A 21,687-nucleotide genomic window follows, 5' to 3' on the forward strand; every position below is an offset into this window, starting at 1 on the left:
CCAATTATACACCATCTGTAGGGGCGAACGGCCGTTCGCCCCTACTAGATATGGTTGTTTTGCGTAAGTCCTGACCTGGTAACTGATGTATCAACTACTGTCCAGTATTGCCCATTCATCTGTCAAAAATTAAGCTATTTCAAAAGATGTTATTTCCAACACAGGGCCAATCATAGCCAGGGTCATAATATCCTCTCGAATTTGACCTTGAACGGTTACTTTTGACCCCGATTTTTGCAACTCTTTCGGGGGTTTATGCAGTTCATAGGTTTTGTCATCGGTGACTAATGCCCAGGTGCCAAAACCAAATCCCTTGCGTTCAATGATGCCCGTTACTGTGATACTCATATTGCGTTCACCTGAGTTTTAATGGCTAAACGAGCTAACCCAAAACATAACAAAGCATTGGTCACTAAAAACAGTTGAGAACCCCAACCTGTGCCTAATCCCCAAACCGCAGGAGAGACTATGGCACTAATTCCTAAACAACTTGCAGTTCCAATAGTTACGCCAATCGCAATCCATTTCCACTGTGGATGTCCCAGGAATAATATTACTAAAATTGCCGGAATTAATACACTGGCAAATAGAGGATTTAAGGTCGAACTTCCTTGAATTGCGCCGCCTAATTCGGGGAGAGAACTGCCCATCATTCGCATCGGCCATTGGGGTAAATCAAAGATATAGAAACCTCGCAGGAAAAATAAACCACTACTACCCGCAATTAATCCCCCGGTCAAAGACCAACCCCATTGAAACGGGAAATAATTTCTCAGAAACCAAGCTAATAAATAGGAACCCAAAACCATCGCTAATTTAGGTAATAAGGCTACGGCCCCACCATCAACCCAAAACCGAGGATTCAAATAGCCATTATCCCGCAACCAACGGAAGAAATCTCGGAAGGTAATTTGTCCTTTCAAGGCCATTTGTACCGCATTTGTAGCATCTAAATGACCCGCGCCAAAATGATTTAAGGGGTCTTCAGAAACTTTACGGGCCGATTCTTTGATAATATTAACTACTTGATTAGGTTCGGTAACTCCACTGGCTTTAATTAATGCGGCAACTCCAGCAACGTGCGGCGTCGCCATACTTGTGCCTTGAAAGGCTGCAAATACCCCTTCACCCGTTGATGGGTCAATGGTATTTTGTAGGATGCCTCCGACCTCGTTGTCGCCTTGAATTAATCCTCCGGGGGCAGCAATATCAACTCCCGCGCCAAAATTAGAATAGGGGGTTTTATTTCCGGCCGGGTCTAAGGCGGCAACACCCAAAACTTTGGGATAACGGGCGGGATATCCAGCACAATTATCCCCGGAATTTCCGGCCGCCCCAATAATTACTACTCCTTTAGCATAGGCATAATCAATGGCTTCTTGCATTAAACTACTTTCGCCACCGCCGCCTAAACTCATGTTAATTACATCGGCGTTATGGTCAGCAGCAAATTTAATCGCTTCAGCAATATCAGAAATTGTGCCACCGCCTCCAGAACTTAACACTTTTAAGGGCATAATTTTGGCTTTATAAGCAATGCCCGCTACACCATAATTATTATTCGTGGATTGGGCAATAGTTCCAGCAACATGGGTTCCATGTCCGTTATCATCAATAGCCTCAATTTTATCATTGACAAAATCATAGCCTTCCACAAATTGAGTCTGTTCTAAATCGGGAACTTGACTAACTCCAGTATCAATAACAGCAACGGTTACTCCTTCTCCTTGGGTTTCACTCCAAGCCCCTTCTAAATTAATACTGCGAAAGTTCCATTGTTGACCATATAACGGGTCATTGGGAACCGAATTAGCCACATCATAAATAATCGCAGCTTGGGCATTTTCTCCCGGCATTTCATCAGCGCGATAGATATAATTAGGTTCAATAAACTCCGTCTGTTTACCTAAAGATTTTCTCAAGGATTTGAGCAGTTTAGCATCCCCGCGAACCACATAAACGTTATCTGCTTGAGAAAATTCACTATTGAGATAGGGAACAATTTGATATTTTTCCGAAATTGACCGGACTTGATTGGCAATTTCTGGTTGCCCTAAAGATTCTTTAAAATCAAGTACAATACTGTCATAACTGCCTTGAGTGGCTAAACCTGAGAAGTTAGAAACTGCCCAGCCTAAACCTATTAAAAATAAGCAGAATAGGAAGAATTTTTTCATCGTTTTTCAACGGTTGAGGTTGATGAGAGGTTAGCAGGTTGGCTGAAATCGGGTTTCTCAAGCTAGGGTGATAAACTCGGTTTCTTGAATCTGAATCTACAATCGTATTCCTATTTTATCCAGAGTTCTCAAAATAGTTGATCATAAATAATAACTTTCACAGAGGAAAAATTACAATGGAACGTGGTTTATTATGGCTTCCCCTGCTGGCGGTGTTTATCGGTCTAGCTTGGTCGGGTTGGAATGAATACCAAAAATTGGAGGCCTATCAAGCCTGGGCGACCAATTTTGATAAAGCTAAATATGATATTTATGCGGTCTTGGGGTTAAAGGAAACAGACTTAACCTGGGGAAAACCGACCCGCAAAGGCCCAGTTAATTTAGAAACCTTTTCTCTCAAACAGGTAGAGTCCTTGGGGTTATTAGTGGAAAATCAAGCCGTTGACCCGAATATTCCCCCAGAAAAAGGAAAAGCGATCGCGTTAGAATTTAGATTCACCGATACTGCTAAAATTGTCCAAATTCCCTTTACTGAAATTTCTCTAGCCGTCCGATGGTATAAATATCTTCACTCCTTTATGCAGTCAAACTTGTAGAACTTCTGGCTTCTCCTTTCGTCTAAAAAGCTTATACTAGGGGAAATAAGGGTTATTTTCCCCAACTATAGGGGAATAATCGCCGATTTTTACCTAATTTTTAGCTAAAAAGATGAATTTTAAACAATTACCTAAGAATTTAATCGCCTTAGTCCTGGCACTGTCGTTATTGATATCGGCTTGCGGCGCAACATCTTCCGCACCGTCGGGGAATCAATCTACTAATAATTCTGGCCAAACAACCGTTGCCCAAAAACCTGTTTCTGGCAGTCAATTTAATAAGCTTTTCCCTAGAAGTCAAGACGGTTATCAAGTGGTTTTCTCCCAGGAAAAAACCGGTTTTGCCGAAGCCAAATTGAATCAAGGAGGGCAAAATGTAGCCATGCTTTCGATTAATGACCTAGCGAATAATCCCAGTGCGGCTACAAAATATCAACAAAGTAGTAAAACTATTAGTGGATATCCCGCCGTCACTCAAGGTAAAAATACTACGGCTATTTTAGTGGCAAACCGCCATCAAGTCAAAGTCCAATCTCGTTCCGAATCTTTTACAGCTAATGACCGAGAAGCATGGCTGGGTAAGTTCAATTTGAATGGGTTATCCCGAGTCAAATAATATTAGGATTTCTAGCAACAATAACCATACTATTTTAGGAGGATGACTGTGAGTAAATCTATCACTCAATTAGTGGATGAACTCCCAACCGGAGGCGTTACCGTCATGGTGTTACGCGGGTTAGATTTTGTAATTCCGGGTCAATGGAATAATTTAGTTGGGTTTGAAAATACGGTTAAAACCATTACCGGAGAAGATGACCCCGCCTATCTACAACAGGTCAGTGAACGGGCGTTATGGCTTTATAATGATAAAAATGAAGGCTATCAACGGGCATTGTGGTTATATCAAAGTATTGATAGTGCAGGAACCGCTTTGGGAACCGCCGCTTTAGCCAATAAAATCGGGGAAAATATCAGCTTTTTAGGCTTCTTAAATAAATTAACTCCCAAAGCTAATAAAGCCCAAGCCATTGATTTATCCCTAAAATTAGTCACAGAATTAGTCGGATTTTGTTTAATTAATGGCATCCCAGGTGATAGTATTGGGGACTTTTTAGCCGCATTAGGAGACTATGGCGGAGAATCATTAATGCGGATGACTGCCTTAGTTTGTTTAGATGGTTTAATTCCTTTGGGGCCAGATTTTATTAGTTCGGCGTTATCAACTATTGAAGGATTAACTCCGAAGGAATTAGAACAAAATGAAGGCTTTAAACGGATTAATGATGTCATTCCGGGGAAAGATTCCGAAAGTAAATTAAACTTTGTACAAGAAAGTTTTGGTTCCGTCAAGGGTTGGATGGGAGATTTTGTTTCTCAACACGATTTAACCCCAGAAAAAGTAGTTAAAAACCTGCAAGGGTTTGTCGATATTACCAATGATAAGTTAGATTATGTTGCCGCGTTTTTGGACATGACTACTAACTATTATACCCATACCGGAACTCAAACCTTAGCCCGTCGTTTAATTGAACGAGCCTCCGCCGAAATTTAACAAAAAAAATTAGGGGTAGGGTTTTCCCACCCCTGCACAAAAATCAATCATCCGTTAAAATAGCTGTAATATTCTGGTAAATTGTTGTTGAAATTAAAATCAGGAATTCTCTATGTCTGAAGAAACAAAACCCAACGCTGAAGCCACCACCCCAGAAACACCAGGCGAAAAACCTGCCGAGAAGAAAGCCAAAGCCCCAGCATTAGAAGATAAACCGTTCGGTGAGTTTATCCAACAAGACTATATTCCCGCCTTACAACAAGCATTAAATAGTCAAGGAATTGAAGATTTAAACCTCAAATTTGCTAAAGAAAAATTACCATCAGGTTTAGGAGTCAGTCAAGATTGTTGGCAAGTAGTCGGTAAATGGCAACAGGGGAAACGGCAGTTTAATGTCTATTTTCCCAATGAAGATATTAGTTCTTTAAAGTTATTTACCTGTGCTTTAAATGGAATTAAACCCTCTACAATTGAGCCATTTTTAGGCGATGAACGAAAAATTAATCTTGATTTATTAGTGTTTGGAGTGGTTCAGCGTTTAAATGCCCAAAAATGGCTAACTCGTAACTAATAGTAGGGAATAGGGAACAGGGAATAGGGAACACCAGAACAGTTTACTTTAGTAGAGGTCTTATGGTAGATAAAATCAAGAAAACTGATGCCGAATGGAAACAACAACTCAGTGATGAGGAATTCCGTGTAACTCGTAAAAAAGGCACGGAACGCGCATTTACAGGAAAATATCATAATAGCAAAGAAAAAGGGATTTATAAATGCGTTTGTTGTGGCACGGAGTTATTTACTTCCGAAACAAAATTTGATTCGGGAACCGGATGGCCGAGTTTTTGGCAACCCATTAATGAAGAAAATGTTAAATGTGAAAATGATTTCAGTTTCTTCATGCGTCGGACTGAAGTTGTTTGTGGGGCCTGTGATGCCCATTTAGGTCATGTTTTTGATGATGGCCCCAAACCCACAGGACAACGTTATTGCATGAATTCTGCGGCTTTAGATTTCGAGAAATCAGAAGGTTAATTCTGCAATAGAAACCGGGTTTGGTGGGGGAAAAATTCACCTAACCCGGTTTAAAGATTTCCTATTAATTAATCAGAATTAAATATTATGCCGATTGTCGGGAATATTTCAAAAGTTTTTCTAACAATTGTGAGTTACTTCCTTCTGGTAACAACCGCCCAAGCAAAAGAGTATAAAGTTTACTATCTGGGGGGTCAATCCAACATGGAAGGCTATGGTTATGTTCGGGATTTACCTCAAGAACTGAATGCACCCGTCAAAGGTGTCATGATCTATCAGGGAAACTCAGCACCTGATGGCGGGAAAATTGATGGCGTGGGAATTTGGGAGGAACTAAAACCGGGACATGGAGTTGGTTTTCAAAGTAACGGTCAAACCAATTCTTATTCTGATCGCTTCGGAGTCGAATTAAGCTTTGCACGGCGTTTGTTAGAATTACAACCTAACTCCAATATTGCCATTATTAAATACGCCAGAGGCGGAACGTCACTCGATAGCGGTGCAAGTGGCCAGTTTGGCAATTGGGAACCCGATTACAACGACGGTAATGGAGTGAATCAATACGATCACTTTCTGGCGACTGTCAAAAATGCCATGGCTGTTCAAGATATTGACGGAGATGGTGAATCAGATGTATTGACTCCTGTGGGAATCGTTTGGATGCAGGGAGAGAGCGATGGAGCGTATACACTAGAGATTGCAGAACGATATGAGAGCCATTTGAAACGGATCATTGATCTGTTTCGGGCTGCGTTTCGTACCGACGATCTTCCTGTTGTTATTGGTCGAATTTCAGATTCGGGTCAGGGTGATGGGGGTAAAGTGTGGAAATATGGAGCAGTAATTCGCAATGCTCAAGCTCAGTTTGTGCAAAAAGATGGCTATGCTGCCTTAGTCACAACAACGGATAATTACAAATATTCTGATCCGTGGCATTATCAGAGTGACGATTACTTGGATTTAGGTTCCCACTTTGCTGAGGCTATTGTAAAGTTGGAGCGTTGATTTCCTTGTTGAGTGTGCCATTGGCGGGAGTCCTGTTATAGATAGAAGTTTAATTGCTAACCTGAACTGCTCTATGGCATTAACCATTTCTTGAAAGGTTTGAATCTTGACACCAAATCTCCGTTTAAATTCATGAGGTTTCAAATTTAGATAAAATTGAGTGTTCATCACAGAGTTATTGTCTAAATTCACTTTTAATTTTTACCATTTTATGGAGTTTTTAGCAAAACTTTGTGAAGAATGGTTAGTCTCTGTGATTTTATGAAATTGAGCAAAACCTATTATAATACCATAAAATTATTTTGCAAGAGTTCTATTATTAATCATCTGTTCCGGTGTTCCCTAGCGGCTAGTGCTATAGTCCGTTATGTTTGTGCTTAACTCTAGGTTTTTTTTCCTAATGCAATCATCATCGAACCTGCTACGACAATCATCGCTCCTATCACAGCCAAAATAGTTAAATTTTCCGGTTCAATTAAATGGGGAAATAAGACTGCAATACTATCAACGGAAATGAGAGTAATAATCGGAGCTAAGGCTAAAACCGCACTTACCCGTGAAGCTTCCCAATGTTCTAAAGATTCGGCAAAACAACCATAAGCAATTAAGGTATTGAGTCCACAAAATAGTAGAATTAATACCTGAAATGGGGTGAGGCTAAAAATTGCCGTAGGCGTGGCGACGGGTAAATATAAAATTGTGCAGCTTCCATAAATAAATGCCATAACTTGAGAGGAGGAAAGGGATTGTAATAATTGTTTTTGAGCTAAGGCATAAATTGCCCAGCATATAGCTCCAACTCCGAGTAAAAAACTTCCCCATAAATATTCATTGGAAGCAGTAACCAGAACTTTTAATTGTTCATTAAAAAACAAACTAAATCCTAAAGTCAATACCCCTAAACCTAACCATTGCAAGCGGGTATAATGTTCTTTAAAAATAACTAATGCCCCTAACCCCATTAAAACCGGAGATGTTTGAATTAAAACTTCAGCATTAGTGGGAGAAGTTAAGGCTAAACCCTGCAAAAATAGGATATAGTTACCTGCTAAAAATATTGCGGCGATTCCTAATAGACTCCAAGGGATTAAACGGATTGTTTCCGCATTAGGGAGTTGTTTACGAGTGGTTAAATACCCGCCTAACAGGACAAAAGCAATAAAAAATCGATACCAAGTTACGGTATAAACGTCTAAACCTTGTAAAATAATAGCTAATGCTAAGGGTAAAATTCCCCATAAAAATGTTGTTAACAGGGCTAACCCTAACCCTAACCGCCATCGTCCTGAAGTTGAATGAATTGACATTGTAAGATTTTAAACAATCTGATTCTATTATAATAGAAATTCAATTAAAATAACGATATATAACCTAATTTTAAATTGCTATAATTCAAGAAATTGTTTTTATAAAAATGCTTTTATGATTAATTTTTCAGACTTTTATAAATGCTTTATTCCTGTTCCCTGTTCCCTGTTCCCCATATATAAAAAATTGAAGCGATCGCCACTTTTTAAAATAGCGATCGCTGTTTTGCATTAGTTCAATTCCAAGCTGACTACGCCTCTAAAGGAGTAACTTCCACCGCCGCTGCTTGCAGGGCTGCTTCTGTTTTCGGTCGGTCTAATTTGAGCACCAGAACCCCCAACGGTGGTAAACATAAATCCAAGGAATGGGGATAATTATGGAACCACCATTCATCCGTCCATTTACCCCCTAAATTGCCCATATTACTGCCGCCAAATTCACCGGAATCACTATTAAATATTTCGGTATAGAATCCCAATTCAGGAACACCCACGCGATAATGACTATGGGGTTGGGGCGTAAAATTACAGACCACCACCACAAATTCCTCGGGATCTTTTGCCCGTCGAATAAACGACACCACACTATGACGAGTATCCGTACAATCAATCCATTGGAACCCGGCTTCAGCAAAATCCTGTTCATATAACGCAGGTTCACTGCGATACAATTCATTCAAAGCTTGGAATAACCGTTTAGTCCCTTGGTGGGCGGGATATTGCATCAATTCCCATTCCAAAGTTCCCCAAGCATTCCACTCTTGACGCTGACCAAACTCCATTCCCATGAACAAAGTTTTCTTGCCCGGGTGAGTAAACATATAGGTAAACAAACACCGAACATTAGCAAATTTTTGCCAATCATCCCCCGGCATTTTGTTAGCAATATTGCTCTTACAATGCACCACCTCATCATGGGAAAGCGCCAACATAAAGTTTTCGCTGTGGTGATACCAAATACTAAAAGTAACGTTATTTTGATGGAACTGACGGAACCAAGGGTCCATGCTGAAATAATCCAACATATCGTGCATCCATCCCATGTTCCATTTCAGGTTAAACCCTAAGCCGCCAACGTAAGTCGGCCAGGACACCATGGGCCAGGATGTTGATTCTTCGGCAATGGATAAAGTGCCGGGATAGTAACTAAACAGAACATGATTAGTTTGACGCAGGAAATCCGCCGCTTCAATATGTTCACAACCGCCGTATTCGTTGGCGACCCATTCCCCATCGGGACGTAAATAGTTTAGATACAGCATCGAGGCGACTGCATCCACCCGAATTCCATCGATATGATACTTGTCATACCAAAATAGGGCATTAGCCACCAGGAAATTTCGGACTTCGTTGCGACCATAGTTAAAAACTAAAGTGCCCCATTCCTTGTGTTCGCCTTTGCGGGGGTCGGCGTGTTCGTAGAGGTGAGTACCATCAAAGAAAGGTAAACCATGACCATCTTTGGGAAAATGTCCCGGAACCCAGTCCACAAGTACCCCAATACCGTTTAAATGGCATTGATCGACAAAATACATGAAATCTTCAGGACTGCCAAACCGGGACGTCGGGGCATAATATCCGGTGACTTGATATCCCCAAGATCCATCAAACGGATGTTCGGCGATCGGTAATAATTCAATATGGGTAAAACCTAATTCCTTGACGTAGGGAATTAACTGATCCGCGAGTTCCCGATAGGTTAAAAAACGACTCCCTGGATCGAGCTCACAGGCTTGTACAGCCGGTTCTACCGTGCCATCAGGTAAAACATGGGGTTGATCAAACGGAGCGCGGTTCCAAGACCCTAAATGACATTCATAAACCGAAATCGGTGATTTCAGGGGATCTTTATGACGTCGTTCCTCTAACCAATCTTGGTCACGCCATTGGTAGGTATCTAAATTGGCAACAATAGAAGCGGTTTTGGGGCGAACTTCTTGATAAAACCCGTAGGGGTCGGTTTTCTCATAGATATGTCCTTCCCAGTTTTTAATTTCATATTTGTAATGTTCGCCCACTCCGAGTCCTGGGACAAACATTTCCCAAACTCCATTGCCCAACTTCCGCATTTGGTGTTGGCGGCCATCCCAATTATTGAAGTTACCAATAATCGAAACGTTACGCGCACTGGGAGCCCAAACGGCAAAATACACCCCAGTCACATCATTGACGGTCATTAGGTGAGCGCCTAATTTTTCATAAATCCGGTGGTGGTTTCCTTCCGCAAATAGGTGAACATCCACATCGGTAAATTGGGCAGAACGGAAAGCATAGGGGTCATAAACCACCTTTTCATGTTCCCCTTCCTTGAGTCGCAGTTGATAATTGGAGAGTTCATGGGTCTCAATGATGCACTCGAAGAAATGGGGATTATGGACGGACTGCATGGGGTATTCCTGTCGTTGTTCGGGCAACAGAACCCATGCCGCCTCAGCATTAGGGAGGTACGCTCTTACTACCCATACCGTTTTACCCTCGTGTTCAATTTGATGGGAACCTAACACTTCAAAGGGATCTTGGTGATGGTTCCAAACAATCTTATCAATCTGATCAGTTGCGATGGTCGTCATGGATTTCTACTGCTCTACGATTACAAAACAGGTCTAATATGGATGGGAAGGGTACTATCAATTTACTAGATTTTGACCTTTTTAGGACGAGCAAACCTCCTGCCCCCTACCTTCCGCATTTTGGGGAAAATCCTACTCTTACGCTTTAAGCGAGATTTGGGATTATGTTACTTGATTTTGACCCTTAATTTATCAGGGAATAGGGAATAGGGAACAGGGAACAGGGAACAGTTAATAGTTTGCCCCCCTGCCTCCCCTGCTCCCCCTGCTCCCCTCTCCCTACAATCCCGGCGGTAAGGGTTCGCCACAAAGAGCGTGAATTTCGGTAATCCGGTCGAATATCCAGGGATAACCTTGGCGGTATTCAGGTATCAGGGCGAGGGGACTCAGAAGGGCCGCGGCAGCAATATCCGCAATACTGATGCGATCGCCCACTAAATAGCGCCGTTCTTTCCAGACTTCCAACACCTCAAAAGCTGTTTTTAACCGAGTTTTAGCCAGTTCAACGGCAGCAGTATTAATCTGATATTGCCAACAGACAACCCGAATTACTAATAAACTTGATAGGGACGGATCAATTTGTTTCCCCTCTCCAGACCGAAACTGATAATAAACAAATCGCGTGGCTGTCCCAATACTTTCATCTAACCAATCTTCTAATAATGCGGCTTGGGTTTGTTGATGGGGATCAACTAAAAATAAGGGGGGATCAGGATAATTATGTTCTAAATACTTGAAAATTTGAGTCGAGTCCGCGATCGCCTGGGGTTGACCTTCTATTTGGGGTAATAAAACCGGAACCGTTGTCAGTCCCGTTAGGGGTTTGAGTTTCAGGGTATGAATTCCCGGGGTAAGATTTTCCACTTGATAAGAAATCCCTTTATACCCCAATGCTAAACGGGCCTTTCGACAATAATGGGACGTACTAAACTGCAATAGGAGCATAAAAAACTAAAATGGATTGACTTAATATACAAAACTGAAATTTAACAATATTTTGGGGGTTTTTCGTGATTAGATAGTTTTAAGTTAGTTTGATAATTAAGGGTGGGATTTTTCTATGGGAGATGATTCCAAGTGAACCCAGCCCCAGATCAAGCATTGCCTTTCCATTCCCCCACACCGAAAGCTGAAGTCAAGGTAGGTAAATTTTATGACTGTTGCGTTCAAATCGACACCTTCTCCTCAACGCAGAATTTCTAGTCCCGTTGATCTTCCTTCGGTACAAAGCAAGGTTGTTCCCTTTGATCAGGCTCGGAAAAAACGGGTTAAAGCCTCCTTGACAAATGCTGTACCCTTGGTTAATCCCCCGTTCCCCCTACCGACATCAACGGTTGTTAAAGCCCTCCCTAAACCTCAACCTCAACCTTTATGGCTTAGTTCCATAATTGCGGTACAAAAGGTTTCCTCGGTTATTACTTCTTTGATTATCGGTTCAACCTTAACAGTTTATGGGTTAACGGTTTATGGAGAGTCGAGTTGGACACAGGAATATCCCCGATTAGAAAAGTTGCGGGCCACGGAACAACAACTGCGTACGGCTCAAGAACTCCTAAAAAATGAAATTGCGATCGCTGCCGATAGTCCCACCACAGGTCTTGTGGTTCCCCAACCAGGTGATATGATTTATGTTGAACCCGCTAAACCCCGTCCCCAGCCCTCCCCAGAACCCACTCCTGTGATCAAATTAGATCCTGCTCCCCATCCAACATTAAACAGACCTTTAGGATATTAAACAATTATCATTCCTAATCCCCCTGCCTCCCCTGCTCCCCCTGCCTCCCCTGCCCCCTGTACCGTCACTCTATGGCTTCTTCAGACTATTCTTCGGGTTCTCGTTCTCAAGGACAGCGTTCTTTTCCGGGTCAGCGTCGGGGAAAAAGAACCACCCGGGGAGGTAAGGGTCAAAATTCCCAAGCTCGGAATTCAGGTTCTTCTCCTTTAGCGACAGGCTCGGTTGATCTGCCCTTTGTCACCTATCCCAAAAAACGTAATCGCTCTGTCCCCCGTTTAGCTGATCGCAAGCGTTTAATATTAGTTTGGTTATTAATATTAGGGGGAATTGTTGGTCTATCCCTAAATTTATTTCGTTTACAAATTGGTCAAGAATCTTCCTTTCTCCAAGAACAAGCCGCATCTCAACAACAACAAAAAATTCTACCGTTTGTTCCCCGACGTTCAATTACCGATCGCCAAGGAGATATTCTAGCTTTAGATCGGCGAGTTTATACCCTTTATGTTCACCCCAAACTGTTTAAACAAACTCCGGGTGAAATAGCTGAAAAGTTAGCCCCTGTATTATTAAGAAAAGATTTAACTACCCCAACTTCTGGGGAACTTTTACAATTATTTAGTTTATCTCCTAGTGGGATTAAAGTGGCGGATTCCATATCAGAACAAATCGCCAATCGAATTAATAATTTACGTTTAGATGGATTAGAACTCTTAGAAAGTCGTGAGCGACTTTATCCTCAACAAGAGAATACCGCCGATATTGTGGGTCATGTTAATCTTGAAGGGAAAGGTCAAGCCGGAATTGAATATAGTCAGGAAAATTTATTAGAACGTACCATGCCTTCATTGTCCTTTCAACGGGCAGCAAATGGGGCTTGGGTTCCTGAACAAATCGCCACGGGATTTATCCCGATTGATGATTTAGAATTAAGGCTAACAATTGACTCCTCCTTGCAAAGAGTTGCCCATCAAGCCCTCCAGAAAAGCATTGAAGAATACAAAGCCAAACGGGGAACTGTAATCGTGATGGATGCCACCGATGGCTCCATTATCACCCTAGCGAATGAACCGTCTTATAATCCGAATCAATACTATAAATTTGACTTAGAACGGTTTAAAAATTGGGCCCTAACTGACCTTTACGAACCCGGTTCAACCTTCAAACCAATTAACGTTGCTTTAGCCTTAGAAGCGGGAGTAATTCAACCGGATACTGTGGTCAATGATGAAGGACAAATCCAGGTCGGAGGCTGGCCAATTCAAAATTCTGATGGGGCCGCCAGGGGGGGAATTAATATTACCGATGTGGTCAAATATTCCAGTAACGTCGGCATGGTGCGAATTATGCAACGGATGGAGCCGGAGGTATTTTATCAAGGCTTAAAACGTTTAGGTTTAGGATCAACCCTGGGCATTGATTTACCCTTTGCCGCCACCAGTACCCTAAAATCTAAAGAACAATTTGTTTCCGCCGCCATTGAACCCGCAACTACGGCTTTTGGCCAAGGATTTTCCATTACCCCGATTCAACTAGCCCAACTTAATTGTCTTTTGGCCAATGGCGGTAAACTGGTAACTCCCCACGTGGTTCAAGGGTTATATAACAGCAAAAGCCAACTGTATTGGAAATTACCCCTGGGAGAGCCAGAACAGGTGTTCTCGTCGGAAACGGCCAATGCTGTTTTAAAAATGATGGAAACCGTTATCAAAGAGGGCGGAACCGGAACCAAAGCCGCCATAGACGGTTATCGAATTGCTGGCAAAACTGGAACAGCCCAAAAAGCATCGGCCGATGGAGGCTATTCTTCCAACGCCCTAATTACCAGTTTTGTCGGGATTTTGAGTGTTGACCATCCCCGTTACGTGGTGGTGGCGGTGGTGGATGAACCCTTAGAGGGTCGTGCCGGGGGCATTGTAGCTGCACCGATTGTTAAATCAGTCATGGAAGCCTTAATTCATCTGGAAAAACTTCCCCCTTCAGAAATTCCGGCTCTCAATTCTGCGGAAACTTCCCCGGATCAGTAATTAATAAATACTAATCTGTTGATTAACTCCGAGCTTCTACAATGTTTGCAGTTGACCAATAACTGATCAACTCTTACACTGATAAATGGTACAGACGCGCCATGGCACGTCTCTACTGATAACTGATTCAAGGGTTTAGGAGGGCTGCTGTGCCAACAAACCAAGACCAAAAGATCTTTGCTATCTTCATGGAAGAAGCGGAGGAGCGTCTCGAAACCCTGAAAACGGGGGTGACAAAGCTCCCCGCCATTATGGCCGATCCAGACCGGGAGGAAGTGGCATCTATCTATCGGGCGGCTCACTCTATTAAGGGGGCGGCAGCGATGTTGATGGAGAATATGCCCAGTCTGGCCAGTATTAATAAGGTGTCCAAACGCCTAGAAGATTGTTTTAAGTTGGTTAAGGACACGCCTTTAAAAATTGATGCTACAACTCAAACCCTTTATAGTAAGGGGTTTGAAGTGTTGAAAAATTTAATTGATCGAGCGGCGAGTCCGGCCGGACTTTCCGAGGAAATAGGGGAAAAAATTCTCCAGGCTTCCCTCCCCGTGTATGACAAGTTAGAAAACCATTTGAAGGACTTAATCAGTGGGAAGGTAGCCGTAGCAACTCCAAAAGCGACAACACCAACAACTACAGCAACACCTGGCGTGGCTAATGCCGTTAATCAAGTAATGACGGTTCTCAAACCCATGTTGCAGGGATTCAAACAAGCCGAATCCCCGGAAACTCGTAAACAATTGGCGGGTTTATGCGCTCGATTAACTAAAGTTGGGGTAGGAATTGAGCCTTGGCAAACATTAGTTAAAACGGCCCATGGTGCGATCGCCAATCCTAAAAATTCTTTTAAAGTTTTAGCGACCCCAATTATTAATGAGTTAAAGCAAGGGGCGGAACTTTTACAAGCAGGAAAAGCCAGTTCCATTGCCCCCAGTGCGGCTTTATTGTCCCTGGCGGGTGCAAAAGCAGCAGCCAAAACTGCTACTCAAGAAATCACGATTCCGGCTGATCCGAAAGAGGTAGTTAAAGTTCTATTAAAAACCTTTAATAAACAACAATTACAAGCGATCGCTCAACTTTTAATTAAGCACGTTAAATCCTAAAAGTAGTAAAAATTTACTCGGCTTGGGGATATTCTTCCCATAAAGATGTGGTAGTTCTTAAACTTAAATAATTACCATTTCCTAAAATAATATGATCTAAAATTGGAATGGATAAAAATTGCGCTCCTTGCAAGAGTTGACGAGTTAAATTAATATCTTCTGCACTGGGTTCGACATTCCCCGAGGGGTGGTTATGGGAAACAATTACCCGGGTTGCGCCACTTTTCAATACTTCTTTGAAAATATCCCGGGGATGGGCAATAGTTTCCGTGGCACTTCCAATTGTAATCACTTGAGTGCCTAACAGACGGTGTTTTACGTCCAATAGCAACACGGCAAAACGTTCTTGGGGTTGCCACATCAAATCATGACTGAGGGCATCGGCGGCGGCTTGGGGTGTCTCAATGATGGCTAAATCGGGGGGTTTGGACTGAAAAACCCGTTTTCCCAACTCAACGGCCGCTAAAATTGTGGTAGCTTTCGCTGGCCCAATCCCATGAATTTCCGTCAATTCGTGAACCCCAATATCCCGCAATACCCCTAAAGGCTCTCGTTGATGCTGACCCAACTGATTTAATAGATATTGTCCTAAACCAACCGCCGATAATTTCCCCTTACCCTGACCGGTTCCTAGTAAAATTGCAATCAATTCAGCCGTGGCTAAATTTCTGGAACCGATGGCCATTAATCGTTCCCGGGGACGCTCATCACTGGGTAAATCAGCAATTCTCAGGCTATAGGTCATTTGGGCTGCACCCCACAACGCAATATTTTTATAGTATTAAATTTTACTCAATTTTTTCCATAAGTTCAAGTTTGATTCGGTGTTAAATCCTTTATTATTAGTGGTTTCTAGGTGATCAGTCTCCGTAATGGCGACTCGCGCTTGTAACAAAAATTCACTTTAAGACTTTAATGGGTTTCAATGACTTCAACAATATCTCCCACCCGAATTGTCCCGGTATTCCGAGGAATAATATTCACACCAAACATCACCCCACGGGGTTGTTGTCGAAAGGTGGCGAGGGTTTTTAAAGGTTCTTTTAGGGGGTTACGTTCCCCACTTTCTTGATTCGTTGTGGTGACAATACAGCGACTACAGGGTTTAACTAAATCAAAATAAATCTCTCCAATTAAAATAGTTTTCCATTGATCTTCAATAAAAGGTTGATCAGTATCAATTACCAGATTAGGTCTAAATCGATTCATGGGAATTTCTTCTGATGATGTTGGATAGGTTTCTGTCAGTTTGTGGTTTAATTCAGTTAAGGAAGCAGTATTAGTTAATAAACAGGGATAACCGTCGGCAAAACTCACTTGATTATCGGGATTAACAGCATAATTAGGGTCAACAGGTCGAATAAAATCAGGAGATTGACGCACTAACCTTAAATTAGGTTGATTATCCTGTTTCAAAGCATTTTTTAGCCAATTTGCCACATCATCTCCTTGATCAATTGCCATCGTTTGGTCTCTCCAAACTTGTACGGTTTTAGGAGTTCCTATTAATTTAGGCTGCAATTGAAAAGATTTAATATTTTGATCTGCAACGGATAATTCTATCAACGTTCCTAACTGTTGAACACGCACTTTTACCAATTCAGGATGAGTTCTTTGGGTGACAAACTGACCGGATTCATCAACCCACATAAATTCCCGATCCCAGTCTAATCCTTTTAGGGTTACTTCCTCTTGGTTCAGGGTGATTTTACCACAGGATTTAATCGGATAAATAAATAGTTCAATCAGATTCATGGGGATTATTTAAAGTTGATTGTTTTAAAATATATAGGGAATAGGGAACACTTCGACGGTTGTATTGCTTATTCCCTACTCTATCAAAAAAATTGACGATTCTCTGAAAAAATTTTAAATTGCCAAACTAGGATTTGATCATCTTTGTCACAACAAATCAAGTGTTGATGATCGGGACTAAAAATAATCGGAGCACACCCTTCTAAACGACCGGATAAAATTCCTAAATTCTGGGGTTGACCCATATCCCAAAGATAAATTATACCATCATCGCTACTACTAGCTAACCATTGACCATCGGGACTAATGGCAACGGATGAAACCCGATCTGAATGTTCGGTTAGGGTTTTAATTAATTCTCCGGTGTTTAAATTCCATAATTTGACGGTATGGTCAGCACTTCCACTGATTAATAAAGGTTGAGTCGGACTGACAACAATTGCACAAACTTGGTCGGAATGTCCGGTTAGGGTTTGTAGACTTTTTAAGCGACTTAATTGCCAAATTTTAATTGTACCATCCTTACTTGAACTGACAAATAAACCATGATTATAATAACTATTTTTGGATGGAGATAAACACGGATTATTAACCAAATTATCAATAAATTTAACCGATAAAACAGCATCTAAATGTTCAGAATAACGATAAACTAATTCGCCATTTCTTTGATTCCAAAGTTTAATACTTTTGTCTTCGCTACCACTGGCAATCATATCTCCATCGGGACTGTAATCAACGCTATAAACAGCGCCACAACGATGACTATAGGGAGAACCAGAATGGCTAAAAAATCGATCTGCGATCGCTCTTTTATCCAGATTCCAAGAAATTAAAGTTCGGTCTAAACTTCCACTGACTAATTTATGACCATTGGGACTAATAGCAACGGAAGTAATGGCGGCTTCATGACCGATTAATCGATACAATAATTGTCCAGTTTTTAAGTTCCAAATTATTAAGGTTTTATCCTGACTTCCACTGACTAAAATATATCCATTGGGGCTAATAGCTAAGGCTTTAACAGTATCTTTATGACCGGATAAAGTATTAATACAGTCTAGGGAAATATCGGGTAATAGGGGTTTTAATTGAGTTTTAGAGATGAATTTTGACTCTAAAAAGGGCGAATTTACAGTGGCACTCGAACTAGAACTATGTTCCCACAATAAGGAATTATGGGATAATAAGGGAATTGAATTAGCCTTAAAAAATAGATAATTTTGAGAAAATAAATTAGAAGTAACCGCTTGTAACTCAGTGGCTATAATAATATTTAAAGGGGAGGGCGGTGGGATAGGAATATTAACCACAGGTGGAATTAGGGGTTTTGCTGCTAAATCCTGTAAAACTTCTTCAACGGTTTGATAACGTTCTTTAACTAAATCTTTGAGTAATTTATCTAATATTCGGGTTAATTTTTTACTGAGGGTTTTATTAATATTTTTTAGGTGCGATCGCCAAATTAATTCCCCGGTAAACGGATCAAATAATTGATTAGGTAAAATTTGGGTGAGTAAATGAATACAGGTCATGCCCAAACTATATAAATCACTAGCCGGATAGGCTTTTCCGCCTCGCATTTGTTCCAAGGGTGCATAACCAATAGTTCCCGTTAAAGTTCCCGTTTGCGGCTGACCTAAATTCAGACTATATTTAGCAATCCCAAAGTCTACTAATACCAATTTTTGATCGGTTTTTCTTCTAATAATATTGTCTGGTTTAATATCTCTATGAATAATATGATGTTGATGAATAAATTGTAAAATAAGTAAAATATCTTCTAAAAGTTGAATAATTTTATTTTCGCTAAATGCTCCGGTTTCATTCAATTCTTGGAGTAGATTTTTTCCTTCTACCCATTCTTCAATCAGATAAAGATGTTGTTCCTGTTCAAAATAAGCATATAAAGCGGGAATTTGAGTATGAATTCCCAATTCTTGTAAACGTAATGCTTCTTGATTAAAGTGTTCAATTGCTTGTTTAACTAAAGAAATTTTATGGGATGGGGGCAAAAATTGTTTAATAATACAGGGGGTATTTAACCGATCTAAATCAACGCCTAAAAAGGTGCGACTCATACCCCCACCCCCGAGTTCCTCCACAGGGCGATAACGCTCTTTTAAGAGTAAAGTCGTCCCACAGGTTTGACAAACCGTTATCCCCGATGGATTTTGAGGATTCCGACAATAGGAATTTAAACAATAACTCATCGGATTTGGTATAGATACCGATAGTTTTGAGGTATTTTATCAGAATAGCTCAACCTATTAAAATTAATCCCAATCTTAATAATAATTTAGTTTTTGGGTTAAGCAAGCTAATGTAAATCGGCTTCCCAAATCCCAATATAAATTCGGTCAGATTGTTCGCGTTCAATAATACCTTTTAGTGAATCAATTGTAAAAAAATAATCCTGAGCTTGGCGGTTATAAACACTTTTTAACCCAGATTCTAGGGTAGGATTTAAACGACACCCCGACATACTATTAAAAGTAATTAGAATAGTTTGTAATTCAACTTCTTGGGAAAATGCAGCCTCGGTTTGTCGTAATTTACGCGATGTTTTATCAAACAAAAATCCCAAACTAACCCGGTTAGGAATTAAATGGTAAAAAACCGCTTGGGTATTCGGCCAATATCCGGTTTCCATAGCTCTAGGAGTCCCAAACATCTGAAAGATTTGATTTTGATCAATCCCCGGTCTAAACCCTGGAATTCCGTAACCAGAGGGGAGTTCATTGCATTGGTCAAGGTCTATGTTTGAAGGTTGGTTAGGAGTGATAGTAGGGAGTGAAAAATCAGGAATAATTCGGGCTAAAAGCGGTTGAATTTCTCCTAAATAAAAACTGCGAATGGGTACATCAAAACCTTCAACCCATAAAACAATAGGTAATAAACCTGTTAATAATAATTTAAAAATAATGGTTAACCTCCTCTCCTATAATTTTAATTTAAAACCTGGATTTGATTTGGGTCATTAATGACGATTTGATTAGATTTTGGATCGGGAATAACTCCCGTAATCACTAGGGTTTTATTTTGTAGATTCAACCCACTACCCGCATTAGGAATTTGATTCAAAATTTGGGGATTCAGGAAAACATAATAAATCTTTTGATCCTTTGCTTGTAATGTTAACCGAGTTATTTGATTGTCTACTATGCTTAAACCATTAACAATTCCGATAAGTTGATTAGATTCTCTTGTCAAAGATTCTGGAATATTAGCACTTGCCGTAGAACAGAAAAAGTTAACCGGATTTTGATTAAAATTTGCACATTTTAATACTTCTTCTGCTCTCTTGCTAATTTGGATAAAGTAGGAAAAATCCGGTTCTTTATCCTCACCATAATTTGCTTGATTCTGGATATTTGCAGGAGCATTAACTAACGCTTTGGTAATCAATTTTTGGTCATTATCTGACAAATTAGGAGAAAGATATACCCCTGACCCTGGAATATTTCTACTAATCTGAATTACCCTAAAATTAGGATCATTTTTAACCGCTTCATAGGATGCCGCACCGACATCCGCTTTCCCGGTTTTAACTAATTCTTGAATCACTTCCCCCCTATGTCCCATGTCTACCCATAGAGATTTACCAAATAAATCATAAGTGGGCATATAAAAACTAGAAGCAGAGTTAAAATCTCCTAAAGCGATAACGGTGGTATTTTTGAAATCACTAATAGACTGAATTGAACTATTTTTTTGCACAAATAATGCCGATTGATAATAGGGTGGAGACTGGGGAAACATTCGCGCCACCCAGACATATCCATTATCTTTAGCGGCTACAGAAATCATCGGGGAAAGGGTAAAAGCTATATCCCATTTTTTAGTGGCGAGTTTGTTTTTTACCTCTTGATAAGATTCCCTAATCTTGCTATCAATAGTAATGGTAATTTGATCCCCAAACTGTTGTTTTAAATAGTCAACTAATGGGGTATAATCCTCCGATTTCCCTAAAATTCCAATAGTTAGAGAATTTGTATCTAAACGGTTTATGGGTTGTTTTATTTCTGAAAATACTAAGGGAATTAAACCCGTTTTAGGATTAACAAAAAGATAAACCATAATCCCAAATAAGGATAAACTCAAGATGGCACTTAGGGTTAAAATAAAAGCCTGGTTAGTTTTAGGAGAACCCATTTTTTATTCTTGCGCCGATTGTTTTTCAATGATCGCTTGGCGAAATCCTAAAACCAGTAAAATATTAGCCAAGGTTAAAAAGACTTCCGCCCCGCCATGTAACCAATCAATATTAGCTAAAGATTCCCCATAGGCAACTTTAGCGTAAATTCCCGCCGGAATTGTTACTGCTACAAAAACTAATGTTCCATAGAATCCCATTAACGCTAAACGGGGCATTTGTCCCGAACGAGTTAAAAACCATAAAAACCCTAAATAGGGAAATAGAGAAATCGCAAATAAAGTATCTTTTGAAAACATTGTTTTTTAAAGGTTAGAGGGAATTAAATGTTGTGTAAAATCAAGCTAAATACCTTAATTTTTAACGGAATTTGCATTACGCCAAATCCACCAAGCCGCCACACATAGGGTCGTATTTCCTACAACGGTCATGGTTGCTTGTAAGGTAACTAACCATTCTAAGGAGGCAGGATTATCAAAATAATGCCAGGTACAGGCACACATGGCGCTGACTAAAGCGGGTAACATGGCGAAGGAAAGACCCCACCAAGCTCGATTTTGAGTCACTTCTCCATAAATCCAGATGAACCAAATCGCAACAATCCACTCAATCACACTCGAAATATGAATTACCCAGGTCGGAATCGATAAAGCGTGCATAATTTAACAATCG

General features: G+C 40.7%; 21 protein-coding genes. 9 read left to right on the forward strand and 12 right to left on the reverse strand.

From position 1 onward, the window contains the following. Positions 1 to 129: 129 nt before the first annotated feature. Together PL9631_RS02060 and PL9631_RS02065 are read right to left on the reverse strand one after the other, a co-directional pair. Positions 130 to 348, reverse strand: a complete 219-nt coding sequence (locus PL9631_RS02060) for a hypothetical protein (RefSeq protein ID WP_083616493.1) — start codon at positions 346 to 348, stop codon at positions 130 to 132. Further along, entirely contained in the window at positions 345 to 2,177 is a 1,833-nt protein-coding gene (locus PL9631_RS02065; protein WP_083616495.1) for a S8 family peptidase, read from the reverse strand. Before PL9631_RS02065 ends, PL9631_RS02060 begins: the two co-directional genes overlap by 4 nt. Positions 2,178 to 2,353: 176 nt before the next feature. On the opposite strand from PL9631_RS02065, the gene PL9631_RS02070 reads away from it, so the two are divergent. From PL9631_RS02070 to PL9631_RS02095, 6 genes are all read left to right on the forward strand, one after another. Beyond that, positions 2,354 to 2,773 (forward strand): hypothetical protein, encoded by a 420-nt coding sequence (locus tag PL9631_RS02070; RefSeq protein ID WP_083616497.1) that lies wholly within the window; start codon positions 2,354 to 2,356, stop codon positions 2,771 to 2,773. A 112-nt stretch (positions 2,774 to 2,885) separates the two neighbouring features. Then, on the forward strand, positions 2,886 to 3,389 hold the full coding sequence (locus PL9631_RS02075; RefSeq protein ID WP_083616500.1) for a hypothetical protein: 504 nt from the start codon (positions 2,886 to 2,888) through the stop codon (positions 3,387 to 3,389). A gap of 48 nt (positions 3,390 to 3,437) precedes the next feature. Next, on the forward strand, positions 3,438 to 4,325 hold the full coding sequence (locus PL9631_RS02080) for a hypothetical protein (protein ID WP_083616542.1): 888 nt from the start codon (positions 3,438 to 3,440) through the stop codon (positions 4,323 to 4,325). A gap of 112 nt (positions 4,326 to 4,437) precedes the next feature. Beyond that, positions 4,438 to 4,896 carry a DUF2996 domain-containing protein gene (locus PL9631_RS02085; RefSeq protein ID WP_083616502.1) on the forward strand — a complete coding sequence of 153 codons (459 nt, stop codon included), beginning with the start codon at positions 4,438 to 4,440 and terminating at the stop codon, positions 4,894 to 4,896. 62 nt (positions 4,897 to 4,958) lie between these two features. Then, positions 4,959 to 5,360 carry a peptide-methionine (R)-S-oxide reductase MsrB gene (gene msrB / locus PL9631_RS02090; protein WP_083616504.1) on the forward strand — a complete coding sequence of 134 codons (402 nt, stop codon included), beginning with the start codon at positions 4,959 to 4,961 and terminating at the stop codon, positions 5,358 to 5,360. 87 nt (positions 5,361 to 5,447) lie between these two features. Next, complete coding sequence (locus tag PL9631_RS02095; protein ID WP_083616506.1) at positions 5,448 to 6,365, forward strand: sialate O-acetylesterase; 918 nt, start codon at positions 5,448 to 5,450, stop codon at positions 6,363 to 6,365. A gap of 383 nt (positions 6,366 to 6,748) precedes the next feature. Here the strand turns inward: PL9631_RS02095 and PL9631_RS02100 are convergent, their stop codons facing one another. The 3 genes from PL9631_RS02100 to PL9631_RS02110 all read right to left on the reverse strand — a co-directional run bounded on the left by PL9631_RS02100 (position 6,749) and on the right by PL9631_RS02110 (position 11,187). Then, complete coding sequence (locus PL9631_RS02100) at positions 6,749 to 7,672, reverse strand: DMT family transporter (RefSeq protein WP_083616508.1); 924 nt, start codon at positions 7,670 to 7,672, stop codon at positions 6,749 to 6,751. 251 nt (positions 7,673 to 7,923) lie between these two features. Further along, on the reverse strand, positions 7,924 to 10,242 hold the full coding sequence (gene glgB, locus PL9631_RS02105; protein ID WP_083616510.1) for a 1,4-alpha-glucan branching enzyme: 2,319 nt from the start codon (positions 10,240 to 10,242) through the stop codon (positions 7,924 to 7,926). Positions 10,243 to 10,521: 279 nt separating this feature from the next. After that, a complete protein-coding gene (locus tag PL9631_RS02110) occupies positions 10,522 to 11,187 on the reverse strand; it encodes a glutathione S-transferase family protein (RefSeq protein WP_083616512.1) in 666 nt (221 codons plus the stop codon). A gap of 208 nt (positions 11,188 to 11,395) precedes the next feature. Between PL9631_RS02110 and PL9631_RS02115 the strand changes: the two genes are divergently transcribed. The 3 genes from PL9631_RS02115 (at position 11,396) to PL9631_RS02125 (ending at position 15,104) form a co-directional block, all read left to right on the forward strand. Next, the gene (locus PL9631_RS02115) at positions 11,396 to 11,977 is read left to right on the forward strand and encodes a hypothetical protein (RefSeq protein WP_083616514.1); all 582 of its coding nucleotides are present in this window, start codon (positions 11,396 to 11,398) and stop codon (positions 11,975 to 11,977) included. 71 nt (positions 11,978 to 12,048) lie between these two features. Next, positions 12,049 to 14,001, forward strand: a complete 1,953-nt coding sequence (locus PL9631_RS02120; RefSeq protein ID WP_083616516.1) for a peptidoglycan D,D-transpeptidase FtsI family protein — start codon at positions 12,049 to 12,051, stop codon at positions 13,999 to 14,001. Positions 14,002 to 14,150: 149 nt separating this feature from the next. Then, positions 14,151 to 15,104, forward strand: coding sequence for an Hpt domain-containing protein (locus PL9631_RS02125; protein ID WP_083616518.1), 954 nt, complete (start codon positions 14,151 to 14,153; stop codon positions 15,102 to 15,104). A gap of 13 nt (positions 15,105 to 15,117) precedes the next feature. Here PL9631_RS02125 and radC read toward each other — a convergent pair whose 3' ends face one another. The 7 genes from radC to PL9631_RS02160 all read right to left on the reverse strand — a co-directional run bounded on the left by radC (position 15,118) and on the right by PL9631_RS02160 (position 21,674). Beyond that, the gene (gene radC, locus PL9631_RS02130; RefSeq protein ID WP_083616544.1) at positions 15,118 to 15,849 is read right to left on the reverse strand and encodes a RadC family protein; all 732 of its coding nucleotides are present in this window, start codon (positions 15,847 to 15,849) and stop codon (positions 15,118 to 15,120) included. A 167-nt stretch (positions 15,850 to 16,016) separates the two neighbouring features. Then, positions 16,017 to 16,859, reverse strand: a complete 843-nt coding sequence (locus PL9631_RS02135; protein WP_083616520.1) for an MOSC domain-containing protein — start codon at positions 16,857 to 16,859, stop codon at positions 16,017 to 16,019. Between the two features lie 83 nt (positions 16,860 to 16,942). After that, the gene (locus PL9631_RS02140; RefSeq protein ID WP_083616522.1) at positions 16,943 to 19,072 is read right to left on the reverse strand and encodes a serine/threonine-protein kinase; all 2,130 of its coding nucleotides are present in this window, start codon (positions 19,070 to 19,072) and stop codon (positions 16,943 to 16,945) included. 107 nt (positions 19,073 to 19,179) lie between these two features. Next, positions 19,180 to 19,533, reverse strand: a complete 354-nt coding sequence (locus tag PL9631_RS02145; protein ID WP_231516613.1) for a hypothetical protein — start codon at positions 19,531 to 19,533, stop codon at positions 19,180 to 19,182. A gap of 275 nt (positions 19,534 to 19,808) precedes the next feature. Then, positions 19,809 to 21,014: a phosphate/phosphite/phosphonate ABC transporter substrate-binding protein gene (locus tag PL9631_RS02150; RefSeq protein WP_083616526.1), complete on the reverse strand. Its 1,206-nt coding sequence runs from the start codon at positions 21,012 to 21,014 to the stop codon at positions 19,809 to 19,811. A 3-nt stretch (positions 21,015 to 21,017) separates the two neighbouring features. Next, on the reverse strand, positions 21,018 to 21,314 hold the full coding sequence (locus PL9631_RS02155; protein WP_083616528.1) for a DUF3593 domain-containing protein: 297 nt from the start codon (positions 21,312 to 21,314) through the stop codon (positions 21,018 to 21,020). Positions 21,315 to 21,368: 54 nt separating this feature from the next. Further along, positions 21,369 to 21,674: a DUF2499 domain-containing protein gene (locus tag PL9631_RS02160; RefSeq protein ID WP_083616531.1), complete on the reverse strand. Its 306-nt coding sequence runs from the start codon at positions 21,672 to 21,674 to the stop codon at positions 21,369 to 21,371. Between the last annotated feature and the right edge of the window lie 13 nt (positions 21,675 to 21,687).

Source organism: Planktothrix paucivesiculata PCC 9631, assembly GCF_900009265.2.
Taxonomy (GTDB): domain Bacteria; phylum Cyanobacteriota; class Cyanobacteriia; order Cyanobacteriales; family Microcoleaceae; genus Planktothrix; species Planktothrix paucivesiculata.